The following is an 11,807-nucleotide window of genomic DNA, read 5'->3' on the forward strand; positions in this document are numbered from 1 at the left end:
GATCCTCATCCGGCCACCTCCTCCACCACGTCGTCCCAGTTCCGCAGGAACGCATCGAGTCCGTACCGGGCCAACGCGAACTCGCGTGCCCTCTTCCCTTTCTCCTGCGCCAGCGCGGGATCCGCGATCAGCTCCCGCGTCGCGCGCACCAGTTCCGCAACGTCCGTCGAGACCGTGCCGGCCTCCTCGGGCACCGCGCGCACGACCTCGGTGCACGCGAGCGCCACGACCGGCATGCCGATGTGCATCGCCTCGATGAGCGACAACCCCAGTGACGTCCAGCGCACGGGATGGACGTACACGCGGCGCCGAGCCAGTTCCCGGTGCAGCGAGCCGAGGTCGTGGTCGCCCAGGCCACCGATCGGTTCGGTGTTCATCCCGAACACGTCGATCGGGTCGAACCGCGGCAGCAGGTCGGTGCCGACGATCCGGCCGCGCCGGACGGGGTCGTTGACGACCGCGGCCGCTCGGGCCAGCTCGCCGGTGTACAGGGGGCCGGGATCGGCCACGCCGTGCTCGACGACGATCGTCCGGGTGGACCCGCAGTCCCACATCAGGTCGTTGAAGTGCGTGACGTGCACCAGGGGCCCGTCCCAGTCCGCCATCGGATGCCTCTGCCCCGGCGCGCTCGGCGTGTTGTGTTCCAGGTACACCACCGGTATTCCGCGCGGTACCCGGCCGAGTTGCTCCGGCTGCTGCACCACCGCGATGTCGGCGTCCACTTCGGACAGAGCCGTTTCGGTTGCGCGCCAGGGACGTCCGGCGAGCCCGATCCCGTCGGGAGGGCCGACGATCAGGTAGTCGTGGTCGCCCTGGACGAAGGAGTTCGTCCAGGAACCGTGCACGTGCCAGAGCAGGATCCTCATCGGGTCACCTTCGCGACGGCTGCGACGACATCGGCGGGTTCCACGAGGTCGAGACAGGGGTGGCCGGGTACCGGACATGCACGGGCGCGACTGTCCCGGCACGGCGCGTGCTGGTCGCCGAGCAGGACATGCTTTCCGTGCGGCGCCCATCGGGCCGCGGGCACGACCGGGGCGAACAACGACACGACCGGCGTGCCGACCGCGACCGCGAGGTGAGCCGGGCCGGTGTTGCCGGCGACGACCGCCCCGGCACCGGCCAGCACACCGCTCAGCTCGCGGAAGGTGGTGCGCCCGCCCAGATCTGTCCCGCACGCGCCGGCGACGTGCGCGGTCAGACCGGCTTCCGCCGGTCCGCCGGTCACGACCACGCGATGACCTGCCGCGTTCAACGCGACCACGGCCTTCGCCCACCGGTCGGGCGACCAGGTACGGGCGGGCGCCGTCGCACCTGGGTGCACCACCACGTACGGGTGGCTCAGTTCCGCAAGTACCAGTTCCGCGCTGGGCGGGTCGAGCACGGCAAGCCCGCCGTCGTCGCCCGGCGGTAGTTCGAACCCGGCCGCGCGCGCCACCTGCAACGCCCGTTCGGCCTCGGGCACATCGGGGTCGCCGGTCAGCCGCACATCGAGCAGCGAGCCCGGGTAGTCGATCGAGCGCGCCACGATCTTCGGCACCCCGGCGAGCCGCAGCAACAGGGCCAGCGGCAACGGGCTCTGGTGGAACGACGTCAGCACGAGTGCTACGTCGGCCCGGATACCGTGCACCAGTGCGACCACGGCCTCGATGTCGATCGGCCGGACCTCGGGAGCCGGGTTGACGATCCACGGACATTCCCACTCGATGATCCGGTTGACGCCCGGCAGCAGTCCGGCCGCCCGCACTCCGGCCGGCCCGCAGAGCAGGACGACCTCACCCGCCCCGGCCGCCGCGCGGATCGCCGGACCCGCGAGCAGCACGTCGCCGTCGCTGTCCAGCCGCGCCACCAATGTCCTCACAGGATCATCCCCACAGCGGCACGCAGATCCGCGGCCGTGCGCGGCGCGCGTTCGACCTCGTCCGGCCGGGTCACCTCCGTGGGGACCAGCACGGACGTCGCGCCCGCGTTGCGGGCGGCCACCACGTCGGCCTCTATGTCCCCGACGACCACCGTGCGTTCCGGACTCACACCGAGCGCCTCGCAGGCCGCGAACACCAGGCCGGGCGCGGGTTTGCGGCACGCACAGCCGTCATCCGGGTGGTGCGGGCAGATCTGCCACGTGCCGAACCGCCCGAGCAGCTCCTCCACGCGGGCGTTGACCGCGCGCACCTGGCCCTCGGTCAGCAGTCCCCTGCCGATTCCGGACTGGTTGCTCACCACTCCGGTGCGCAGGCCGTGTGCGCGCAGGTCCCTGATCGCTTCGCGAGCGCCCGGCATCAGCTCCACCCGAGCCGGGTCGCCGTTGTACGGCACATCACGGACGAGCGTGCCGTCGCGGTCGAAGAGCACCGCCTCGATGGTCCGATCCATAGAGGAGATTTAGCCGGGAGAAGCGGCTTGAAACGCTACTCAGCGAAGCGGTTCTCGCCGCCGCGGTACAGAACTGCCTGTGACGTGGCCGAAACGCTGAGTCAGAAGCAGGCGTCAGCGGCGACCCTCACGAGCGAGCCGCCGCCGTGGCGCGGTCGTTCGCCCTGCCGATCGCCTCGACCAGCTCCTCCTTGGTCATCCGGGACCGGCCGTCGATCTTCAGCCGCTTCGCGACGTCGTACAGGTGTTGTTTGCTCGCGTTCGCGTCCACACCACCGGCGGTCTCGCCCTGCGCCGGCGTGCTCCTGGCGGCCTGTCGGTCGGAAGGTCCTTTGTCGTCCTTGGCCTCCCAATGGTCGCCGACCTTCTCGAACGAGTGTTTCAAGGCGGAGAACGCCGTGCGGTGCGCGCGTTCGCCCTCTCCGTAGGTCTCCACGGCCGAGTCGTGGGCCTTGATCCAGGTGCGTTGCGCCTTCCGCGACGACCGCGCCACCGTGCTGGAGAGTTCCTCTCGTCCGGGCATGCTTCCTCCATGTTTCAACCGGGACGTCCGGGTACCCGTCCCGCATGACCGCCACCCACGCCATCGACGTCCACAGCCCGCTCGACGGTCAGCTGGTCGGCTGGCTCCCGGCCGCGTCCGAGTCCGAGACGGCGACAGCGGTGGCGGCCGCCCGGAAAGCGCAGGCCGCGTGGGCCGCCACGCCCGCGGCCGAACGCGGTGCGGCGGTGAAGGCGGCCGCCGCGGACCTCCGGGTGCGGGCCGGTGACCTGGCGATCGTGGTGCAGACCGAGACGGGCAGGCCGTTCGCGTCGGCACGGGAAGGTGTGCTCGCGGGCGCGTCCACGCTGGAGCAGTACGCCGAGCTCGGCCCGGTCCACCGCGGGCGGTCGCTGCTCGGTTCGGCCGTGGACTTCATGATTCCGGAACCGCGCGGTGTCGTCGTGGCACTCACACCGTGGAACGACCCGGTGGCCGTCGCGTGCGGTCTGCTCGGCGCGGCGCTGGTCACGGGGAACGCCGTGCTGCACAAGCCGAGCGAACGCTGCCCGCACACCGGCATGTTGCTTGACACGGTGCTGCGGCCCCACTTTCCGGCGGACGTGCTGCACACGTTGATCGGTGACGGAACGACGGGCGCGCAGCTCGTGCGCGAGAACGTCGACCTCGTCGCGCACGTCGGCAGCACCGCGACAGGACGTGACATCGCTCAGGCGTCGCGGGCGAAGTTGTTGCTGGAGAACGGGGGCAACGACCCGCTGCTCGTCGACGCGGACGTCGATCCGGACCGGGCGGCCGAGCAGGCGGCGCTCGGGGCGTTCACCAACGCGGGCCAGCTCTGCACGTCGGTGGAACGGATCTACGTGCATCAGGACGTCGCCGAGGCGTTCACCGACGCGCTGTGCGCTCGCGCGAAGGAGTGGACAGCCGACGCACAACCGTTGGTGGACAACAGGCATCGCGAGTTCGTGCACGCCCAGGTCGCCGAAGCCCTCGCTGCCGGCGCGCGGGCACTGACCGGCGGCGAGATCCCGGCTGGACCGGGCGCGTTCTACCCGGCCACCGTGCTGACCGGCTGCACGCCGGACATGCGGATCATGCGCGAGGAGACGTTCGGCCCGGTGGCGCCGGTGTGCGTGGTGCCGTCGTTCGACGAGGGCCTGCGCGAGGCGTGCTCCGGCGAATATGGCCTGGCGGCGACGGTGCTGACCAGGTCGATGGAGAACGCGCAGAAGGCCTGGCGTGCGCTGCCGGTCGGGACGGTGAAGGTGAACGCCGTGTTCGGCGGCGCTCCCGGCGGCGCGGCTCAGCCTCGCGGCGCGTCCGGCACGGGTTTCGGCTACGGACCCGAACTGCTCGACGAGATGACCACCGTCAAGGTCGTGCACCTCGGCCTGCCGTGACCGGCTGCTGCACGGCCCTGAGCACCTCGTCGACCGTGATCCGCAGCAGACCGGGATCCGGCTCGGAGGCGAACGTGTCGCCCGTTCCGCCGTGCCACAGCACGTGGTGCGGCCCGGACCGCGGACCCCACCGGCTCGGCGACATCGGCCCGAACAGCAGGACGGACGGCGTGCCGTAGGCCGTCGCCACATGCGCGACCCCGGTGTCGCCGCAGATCACGAGCCCGGCCGTGGCCACGAGGTCGAGCAACCGGGCGAGGCTGCCGCACACCGGTTCGGGCACGACCCGGCGAGCCGCTTCGAGTTCCGGCGGACTGGCCGTCACCACGACGTCGTGGCCGTCCAGTTCTCGCACCACCGCGGCGAACCGCTCCACCGGCCACCTGCGCGCGCCGTGGCTCGCGCCCGGATGAACCACGATCCGCTCGGTTCGCGGTCCTGGGGGTGTCAGACGCAGATCGTCGGGGTCGCACCGAATTCCGTGCTGTTCCAGCAGATCGCACCATCTCAGCACCTCGTGCCGATCCTCCGGCCACTGGTCGTGGGTGATCAGCGACCGCGGCCGCGTGGCCATCAGCCGCTCGACGCTCTGCGGTCCGCGTCCGTGCAGGTTGACGGCGAGATCGGGGCGGTCGTACCCGATGGGCGTGAGGCCGTCGGTCGGCAGCAGCCGGTCGACCGCATCGATCCTCACCACCGCATCGGCCAGCCAGCCGGGCGCGGCGAGCGTGATCTCGGCGTCGGGAAAGGCCCGGCGCAGCCCGCGCAGCGCTGGAACCGCGGTGAGCAGGTCGCCCAGTCCGAGTGCCCGCAGCACCAGGATTCGCATCGAAGTACCTCCCGGCGACGCATACCCGCCGTGCGCCTGGATACACCTGCGCCTATACGAGCAACTCCCTGGCCAGCGCGGCAAGCTGTTCCGGGCCGATGCCGTAGTGCGCGAGGACGTCCAGCTGCGGACCGTTGACGATCGGTTCGTCCGGGATGCCCAGCGCACGGAACCGCACCGGGATCCCCTCGGTCATGAGCGCCGCCGCGCACGCCTCCCCGAGGCCTCCGTGCACGCTGTGCTCCTCGGCGACGATCAGCCCGCCAACCCGCCGGGCGACACCGAACAGCGTCGCGGTGTCGAGCGGCCGCACCATCGGCATGCTGACGACCGTCGCCTCGACGCCGCCGAGCGCCAGCGCCTCCGCCGCTTCGAGGGCGATGCCCACCGTCTCGCCGGTCGCGATGATGCCGATGTCGTCCCCGGTCCGCAGGCGGGTGGCGTGCTCGATCGCCACGGGTTCGGACGTGGGCCCGTGCACGCACGCCAAGGCCCGTTTTCCGAGCCGGATGTACAGGGGTCCGTCGGTCGCCGCCGCCAGCCGGATGGCCGCCTCCGCCTCGCAGTTGTCCGCGGGCGCCACGACGGGGATGCCGGGGATCGCGCGCAGTGCCGCGTAGTCGGCGATGGAGTGGTGCGAGGCACCGAGCGCGCCGTAGCTGATCCCCGCGCTGATCCCGACGAGCCGCACGGCGGTGCCGCTGTAGCCCACGTCGACCTTGATCTGTTCGAGCGCCCTGGCGGTCAGGAAGCAGGCCGGCGAGATCACGAACGGCTTCATCCCGCACGAGGCGAGCCCGGCGGCCACGCCGACCAGGTTCTGCTCGGCGATCCCCAGCTCCACCAGGCGGTCCGGGAACTCGCGGGCGAACGGTCCGAGCCTGCCCGAGATCCGCGAGTCCGCCGTGAGCACCCGGATGGCCGGGTCGGAGCTCGCCAGGTCGCGCAGGGTCGTGTCGAGCACCTCGAGGTTCGCGAGCCCCGCCGCGGTGTGCCTGCTCATGCCCGGCCCCTCAGTTCCGCGATGCGGTTCTCGACGTCCCGCCGCGCGAGGGCGTACTCCTCGTCGTCCGGCACCCTGTGGTGCCAGCGGATGTCGTGCTCCATGTACGAGATGCCGCTGCCCTTGACGGTGTCCGCCAGCACCATGGTCGGGCGGCCCGGCACCGTCGGCGCCGAGGACAGGGCGTGCTCGATCTGGACCAGGTCATGCCCGTCGATCTCGTGCACGGTCCAGCCGAAGGCGGCGAACTTCTCCGCCAGCGGCTCGGAGTTCATGATCTCCGCGGTCGAACCCGCGATCTGGTGGCGGTTGCGGTCGACGATCGCCACCAGGTTGCCGAGGCGGTAGTGACCTGCGGACATCGCGGCCTCCCACACCGAACCCTCCGCGAGCTCGCCGTCGCCCAGGAGCACGAACACGCGGTAGCCGAGCCCGTTCTGCCGCCCCGCGATCGCCATGCCGACGCCGACGGACAACCCGTGCCCCAGCGCGCCCGTGGAGTGCTCGATCCCGGGCACGGAGCCGGTGGCGTGGCCGACCAGGTTCGTGCCGAACCTCAGGTAGGTGCCGAGCAGCGCGCGGTCGAGCAGCCCCGCGCCCGCGAGGACCACGTAGAGCGCCTCCACCGCGTGCCCCTTGCTCTGCACGTACCGGTCCCGTTCCGGGTGCCGCAGGGTCTCCGGCGAGATGCGCAACACGCGTTCGTACAACACGGTCAGAATGTCCAAACAGGACAGACTGCCCGCCGTGTGCCCGCCACCCGCCGAGCGGATCAGGTCGATGACGTCCAGCCGGTACTCCGCGGCCCGGACCGCGAGATCGACGCCGGCCGGCTCGTCGTCGCAGGTGGTCATGGCACTCCCCCCAGAGTTGCAAACAGGACGAGGCTACCGGATCCCGCCACCGCACAGCTTCAGTCCTTTGTGGATTGTCGTGGAACGCTTCCAACGACTACTGATGCCGGCAGGACCACGCCCACCCAACGCGGTGGCGCCGTCCGCAGTAGGATCTGACGCATCATGAGCCAGCGCATGAACGACCCCGCAGGCAGTGGCGGCGCCGCCATCAACGACCCGCTCCTGACCACCCCGACAGCCAGACTGATGGCACTGGCGATGGGCACGAACATCCGCGTGTTCGAGGTGCCGGTGGCACACAGCGTGGGCCTCGCGGGCCTGGTCGGCATCGGCACCGACGAGAACGACGAGCCGCTGTGCAAGATCGGGCTCACCGACGACCTGGACGACGACCTGCGCGCCGACGTGCTCGCGTTCGGTATCGCGGTGCTCGTCGGCACGCCGGAGATTCTCGGGAACAGCCCGGACGGCGTCCTCGGCATCAGCAGGCAGCGGCTTCCTCAGGCCGACAACGGCCCCGGCAACCTGGCCTGGCACATGTTGCAGACGTGCGGGCGCGAGTCGCCGTCGACGACGTTCCGGCTGATGATCATCCAGCCCGAGGAGTAGCTCAGGACCACACGATCGGGTGGGTTCGGACAGCTTTCCCGACCGGGACCGATGAGTTGGCGCGGCCGCCGCAGTCCAACCATCGACCCAGGAACGGAAGGAAGCCCCCATGACCCAGCTGGTGAAGGTCCAGAACTTCGTCGTGTCGAGTGACGGGTTCGGTGCCGGCGAGGACCAGAGCCTCGAAAGGCCGTTCGGCCACGCCGATCCCGGCACACCATGTTCGCGTGGGCAGGCGCCACCGCGAGCTGGCCCAACCGCACCGATCCCGGCGGCAGCCGTGGCCTCGACGACTACCTCACCCGCGACTTCGGGCACAACATCGGTGCGGAGATCATGGGCGCCAACAAGTTCAGCCCGCACCGCGGGCCGTGGCAGAACCACGACTGGCAGGGCTGGTGGGGTGACGAGCCGCCGTTCCACACCCCGGTCTTCGTGCTGACCCACCACGAGCGGCCGTCGTTCACCCTGTCCGACACGACGTTCCACTTCGTGAGCGGAGACCCGGCCGACGTGCTCACCCTCGCGAAAGAGGCCGCACAGGGCAAGGACGTCCGGATCGGCGGCGGCGCCACGACGGTGCGGGCGTTCCTCGACGCCGACCTCGTCGACACCCTGCACGTCGCGGTGTCCCCGGTCGAACTCGGGCACGGCGTGCCGCTGTGGAAGTCGCGCGACGAACTGCTCGACCGGTTCCACCTCGACGTCGTGCCCAGCCCGAGCGGAGTGACCCACCACCTGTTCTGGCGGAAGTGATCTCAGGCAGCTCCGATTTTCGAAACTTTCACACAATTGCCCGCGAAACACCTCTCGCACCGTGCGAAATCGCACCGAATTCCGCTCGGCCGAACAGGCGGTTCACCTGCGCGTTCGACGGGCATTCGAAAAGGCGTCCGCCCCCTCGGCAGTGATCTTCCAGGTCAGCACCCCTGCCGCAGGGGGCGTCGACGCACATCTTGATAGGTCGGCCGACGTCGGCTAATACTGTCAGCGTTTCAGATCGAGCGATGTGGACACGGCGCAGTCCGCACCGCCCGAACCCATTCCACTCGCGTTCTCGCGAGTGCATCTCAGAAAGCGCCGAACATGACGCTGACAGCGAAGTCAGTAGCACGGGTCTCCCTCGTGTCCACCCTCGTCCTCGCCGCGGCGGGCGCCGCGCTCCTCTCGGCGTCACCCGCCAGCGGTGCCGCCTCCACGCTCGGCGCGGCCGCCCAGCAGAGCGGCCGCTACTTCGGTACGGCCGTGGCCGCGAACAAGCTCAGTGACTCGACCTACACCGGGATCCTCAACCGTGAGTTCGACATGGTCACGGCCGAGAACGAGATGAAGATGGACGCGACCGAGCCGAACCAGGGGCAGTTCAGCTACGGCAACGCGGACCGGATCGTCAACCAGGCGCGCAACCAGGGCAAGCGGGTGCGCGGGCACGCGCTGGCGTGGCACTCGCAGCAGCCCGGCTGGATGCAGAACATGTCCGGCACGGCCCTGCGCAACGCGATGCTGAACCACGTCACGCAGGTCGCGAGCTACTACCGCGGCAAGATCTACGCCTGGGACGTGGTGAACGAGGCCTTCGCCGACGGCAGCAGCGGCGGACGCCGTGACTCCAACCTGCAGCGCACCGGCAACGACTGGATCGAGGCCGCCTTCCGTGCGGCACGGGCGGCCGATCCCGGCGCGAAGCTCTGCTACAACGACTACAACACCGACAACTGGTCGCACGCCAAGACCCAGGGCGTCTACCGGATGGTGCAGGACTTCAAGTCCCGCGGCGTGCCGATCGACTGCGTCGGCTTCCAGGCGCACTTCAACAGCGGCAACCCGGTGCCGTCCAACTACCACACCACCCTGCAGAACTTCGCCGCTCTCGGCGTGGACGTGCAGATCACCGAGCTCGACATCGAAGGCTCCGGCAGCACGCAGGCCCAGCAGTACCAGGGCGTCACCCAGGCCTGTCTCGCCGTGGCGCGGTGCACCGGCATCACCGTGTGGGGCATCCGCGACACCGACTCGTGGCGCGCTTCCGGCACCCCGCTGTTGTTCGACGGCAACGGCAACAAGAAAGCCGCCTACACCTCGGTGCTCAACGTCCTGAACAACGGCACGGGCACCACCCCGCCGACCACCACGACCACGACGTCCAACCCCGGCGGCGGGGGCTGCACCGCGACGTACTCCGAGGGCGAGAAGTGGAACGACCGCTTCAACGGCCTGGTCACCGTCTCGGGCACGGACAACTGGATCGTGACGGTCACCGTCAGCTCGCCCCAGCGGATCATCGCCACCTGGAACACCAGCGCCAGCTGGGAGTCCGCGAACGTGATGACCGCACGCCCCAACGGCAGCGGCAACACGTTCGGCTTCACGATCATGCACGGCGGTAACTGGAACTGGCCCAGCGTCTCCTGCCGCGTCGCCTGACGCCGGTTCGGGATGCCGGCACGGGCCCCACGCGAGCGGGCCCGTGCCGGACGGAAGATCACGTTCACCGCGCCTGCGGCATGATCTGACCATGCGCAGCTCACTGTTCAACCACGAAGAGCGGTCCGTCGAGCCCGGAAGCTTCCAACTGCAGAACGAACGCATGCTCAAGGTGGACCTCACCGGCAGCGGCGGGTTCTTCTTCGCCAAGCAGGGTTCGATGGTCGCCTACCAGGGTGACGTCGACTTCGCCTACGAAGGCGCCGGCGGTCTCGGCAAGCTGTTCAAGAAGGCCTTCACCGGTGAGGGCATGTCGCTGATGAAGGTGTCGGGCAGTGGCGACGTCTTCCTCGCGCAGGACGCCGACGAGATCTTCGTGCTGTACCTGGAGAACGAGGGCGTCACGGTCAACGGCAAGAACGTGCTCGCCTTCGACAGCACGCTCAAGTGGGACATCAACCGCACCGAAGGCGCGTCGATGCTCAGCGGCGGCCTGTTCAACACGACGTTCACGGGCACCGGCGCGCTGGCCATCACCGCCTACGGCACCCCGGTCGTGCTGAACGTGGACCAGCCGACGTTCGTCGACATGCAGTCCGCCGTCCTGTGGTCCACCTCGCTGCAGTCCTCGATCCGCAAGACGGCCAAGCTCGGTGCCGTCATCGGCCGCGGCTCCGGCGAGGCGTACCAGCTCGCGTTGACGGGTCAGGGCATCGTCGTGGTGCAGGCGTCGGAGGGCCACCCCGTACCGACCGCGCAGTGACGCTTGGGTGAACGCAGCCGAGGACCACTCCTCGGCTGCGGCCCCCGGTCAGCCGGCCGCCCGCGCCGCGCGCCCGGCCAGTTCGGCGAAGGCGTCACGCAGCTCCGGCGGCCCGACGACCTCGATCTCGGCGTCGAAGCGCGCCAGCAGGGCGGCGAGCCCGGCCCAGGACCAGGAGCCGGCGATCAGTCTCGTCCTGCCCGGCGCCACCTCCTCGGCCGTGCCGTCTCCGGCGAACAGCGCCACCTCGGCCATCGGAAGACCGAGAACGACCTCGCCCTGACAAGGCCAGGCGTCGGCGCCGCCCTTGAAGCGGGCTGCCAGGAACGCCGCGACATCCCCGCCGGGCACCTCGCGCCGGGTGAATCGGGGACCGGTGGGAACGCGGAGCGTCATCCGGTCCACGCGGTAGGTGCGCCAGTCCTGCCGTTCGTCGCTCCACCCCAGGAGGTACCAGCGACCGCTGCGGACGACGAGGTGATGCGGCTGCACGCGGCGAGGAGGTTGCGTGTCGTCCGGGCGGCCCGGCGAGTGGTAGTCGAACCTCAGTTCCTCACGGTTGCGGATGGTGCTGCTCAAGGTGAGCAGGACCTCGGTGTCCACCTGGGGAGCCGTTGCACCGGCCGCGGTGATCTCCAGGGCGTCGACGCGGCGGCGCAGCCGGGACGGCATCACCTGGCGCACCGTCACCAGGGCCCGTGCGGCGGCTTCCTCGATGCCGGCGCCCGCGCTCACGGCGATCCGCAGCGCCACGGCGAGCGCGATCGCCTGCTCCTCGTCGAACAACATGGGCGGCATCCGACTGCCGGCTTCGAGCCGATAACCGCCGTCGGGTCCCTTGACCGCATGCACGACGTAACCGAGCTCGCGCAGTCTGTCGACGTCACGGCGCACCGTCCGTTCGCTGACGGCCAGGCGCTCGGCGAGCAGGCCTCCCGGCCAGTCGCGGCGTGCCTGCAGCATCGACAGCAGCGCCAGCAGACGCGCGGAGGTGGTCGTCGAGGAAGCCGTCGGCATGGTTCTCAGTCTGGCAGGAGAAGCGGA

The 11,807-nt window shown here is 70.1% G+C and carries 12 protein-coding genes and 1 pseudogene; 5 read left to right on the forward strand and 8 right to left on the reverse strand.

Translation table 11 applies throughout. The features are described from left to right. Positions 1-5: 5 nt before the first annotated feature. From BLR21_RS06290 to BLR21_RS06305, 4 genes are all read right to left on the reverse strand, one after another. On the reverse strand, positions 6-866 hold the full coding sequence (locus tag BLR21_RS06290) for a glycosyltransferase (protein ID WP_090004739.1): 861 nt from the start codon (positions 864-866) through the stop codon (positions 6-8). After that, positions 863-1,861, reverse strand: coding sequence for a glycosyltransferase family 9 protein (locus BLR21_RS06295; protein ID WP_090004740.1), 999 nt, complete (start codon positions 1,859-1,861; stop codon positions 863-865). Before BLR21_RS06295 ends, BLR21_RS06290 begins: the two co-directional genes overlap by 4 nt. Then, positions 1,858-2,373, reverse strand: coding sequence for a D-glycero-alpha-D-manno-heptose-1,7-bisphosphate 7-phosphatase (locus BLR21_RS06300; RefSeq protein WP_090004741.1), 516 nt, complete (start codon positions 2,371-2,373; stop codon positions 1,858-1,860). The genes BLR21_RS06295 and BLR21_RS06300 overlap by 4 nt, the downstream gene beginning before the upstream one ends. Positions 2,374-2,500: 127 nt before the next feature. Beyond that, positions 2,501-2,896 carry a ChaB family protein gene (locus BLR21_RS06305; RefSeq protein WP_090004742.1) on the reverse strand — a complete coding sequence of 132 codons (396 nt, stop codon included), beginning with the start codon at positions 2,894-2,896 and terminating at the stop codon, positions 2,501-2,503. Between the two features lie 44 nt (positions 2,897-2,940). Here BLR21_RS06305 and BLR21_RS06310 point away from each other — a divergent pair, with 44 nt between their 5' ends. Beyond that, positions 2,941-4,278 carry an aldehyde dehydrogenase family protein gene (locus tag BLR21_RS06310; protein WP_090004743.1) on the forward strand — a complete coding sequence of 446 codons (1,338 nt, stop codon included), beginning with the start codon at positions 2,941-2,943 and terminating at the stop codon, positions 4,276-4,278. Here BLR21_RS06310 and BLR21_RS06315 read toward each other — a convergent pair. The 3 genes from BLR21_RS06315 to BLR21_RS06325 are packed head-to-tail and all read right to left on the reverse strand — an operon-like array spanning position 4,250 to position 6,964. After that, the gene (locus BLR21_RS06315; RefSeq protein WP_090004744.1) at positions 4,250-5,107 is read right to left on the reverse strand and encodes a glycosyltransferase family 9 protein; all 858 of its coding nucleotides are present in this window, start codon (positions 5,105-5,107) and stop codon (positions 4,250-4,252) included. The genes BLR21_RS06310 and BLR21_RS06315 overlap by 29 nt on opposite strands. Before the next feature lie 52 nt (positions 5,108-5,159). Continuing rightward, positions 5,160-6,110 (reverse strand): transketolase family protein, encoded by a 951-nt coding sequence (locus BLR21_RS06320; RefSeq protein WP_090004745.1) that lies wholly within the window; start codon positions 6,108-6,110, stop codon positions 5,160-5,162. Next, entirely contained in the window at positions 6,107-6,964 is an 858-nt protein-coding gene (locus BLR21_RS06325) for a transketolase (RefSeq protein ID WP_090004746.1), read from the reverse strand. Before BLR21_RS06325 ends, BLR21_RS06320 begins: the two co-directional genes overlap by 4 nt. 165 nt (positions 6,965-7,129) lie before the next feature. On the opposite strand from BLR21_RS06325, the gene BLR21_RS06330 reads away from it, so the two are divergent. The 4 genes and pseudogenes from BLR21_RS06330 to BLR21_RS06345 all read left to right on the forward strand — a co-directional run bounded on the left by BLR21_RS06330 (position 7,130) and on the right by BLR21_RS06345 (position 10,763). Then, a complete protein-coding gene (locus BLR21_RS06330; protein WP_143027630.1) occupies positions 7,130-7,576 on the forward strand; it encodes a hypothetical protein in 447 nt (148 codons plus the stop codon). Between the two features lie 109 nt (positions 7,577-7,685). After that, a pseudogene (locus BLR21_RS06335) lies at positions 7,686-8,332 on the forward strand (dihydrofolate reductase family protein). Positions 8,333-8,662: 330 nt separating this feature from the next. Then, positions 8,663-10,000, forward strand: a complete 1,338-nt coding sequence (locus BLR21_RS06340) for a glycoside hydrolase family 10 protein (RefSeq protein WP_090004748.1) — start codon at positions 8,663-8,665, stop codon at positions 9,998-10,000. Between the two features lie 91 nt (positions 10,001-10,091). Continuing rightward, the gene (locus tag BLR21_RS06345) at positions 10,092-10,763 is read left to right on the forward strand and encodes an AIM24 family protein (protein ID WP_030475825.1); all 672 of its coding nucleotides are present in this window, start codon (positions 10,092-10,094) and stop codon (positions 10,761-10,763) included. 48 nt (positions 10,764-10,811) lie between these two features. Here the strand turns inward: BLR21_RS06345 and BLR21_RS06350 are convergent, their stop codons facing one another. After that, entirely contained in the window at positions 10,812-11,780 is a 969-nt protein-coding gene (locus BLR21_RS06350; protein WP_090004749.1) for a helix-turn-helix transcriptional regulator, read from the reverse strand. Between the last annotated feature and the right edge of the window lie 27 nt (positions 11,781-11,807).

The sequence above is a fragment of the Lentzea albidocapillata subsp. violacea genome (assembly GCF_900100275.1).
Classification (GTDB): domain Bacteria; phylum Actinomycetota; class Actinomycetes; order Mycobacteriales; family Pseudonocardiaceae; genus Lentzea; species Lentzea violacea.

Bases quoted from the DNA above. Each gene is read 5' to 3' on its own strand.
- BLR21_RS06290 (WP_090004739.1), bottom strand. From the start codon at position 866: ATGAGGATCCTGCTCTGGCACGTGCACGGTTCCTGGACGAACTCCTTC.
- BLR21_RS06300 (WP_090004741.1), bottom strand. From the start codon at position 2,373: ATGGATCGGACCATCGAGGCGGTGCTCTTCGACCGCGACGGCACGCTC.
- BLR21_RS06305 (WP_090004742.1), bottom strand. From the start codon at position 2,896: ATGCCCGGACGAGAGGAACTCTCCAGCACGGTGGCGCGGTCGTCGCGG.
- BLR21_RS06310 (WP_090004743.1), top strand. From the start codon at position 2,941: ATGACCGCCACCCACGCCATCGACGTCCACAGCCCGCTCGACGGTCAG.
- BLR21_RS06315 (WP_090004744.1), bottom strand. From the start codon at position 5,107: ATGCGAATCCTGGTGCTGCGGGCACTCGGACTGGGCGACCTGCTCACC.
- BLR21_RS06320 (WP_090004745.1), bottom strand. From the start codon at position 6,110: ATGAGCAGGCACACCGCGGCGGGGCTCGCGAACCTCGAGGTGCTCGAC.
- BLR21_RS06325 (WP_090004746.1), bottom strand. From the start codon at position 6,964: ATGACCACCTGCGACGACGAGCCGGCCGGCGTCGATCTCGCGGTCCGG.
- BLR21_RS06330 (WP_143027630.1), top strand. From the start codon at position 7,130: ATGAGCCAGCGCATGAACGACCCCGCAGGCAGTGGCGGCGCCGCCATC.
- BLR21_RS06340 (WP_090004748.1), top strand. From the start codon at position 8,663: ATGACGCTGACAGCGAAGTCAGTAGCACGGGTCTCCCTCGTGTCCACC.
- BLR21_RS06345 (WP_030475825.1), top strand. From the start codon at position 10,092: ATGCGCAGCTCACTGTTCAACCACGAAGAGCGGTCCGTCGAGCCCGGA.
- BLR21_RS06350 (WP_090004749.1), bottom strand. From the start codon at position 11,780: ATGCCGACGGCTTCCTCGACGACCACCTCCGCGCGTCTGCTGGCGCTG.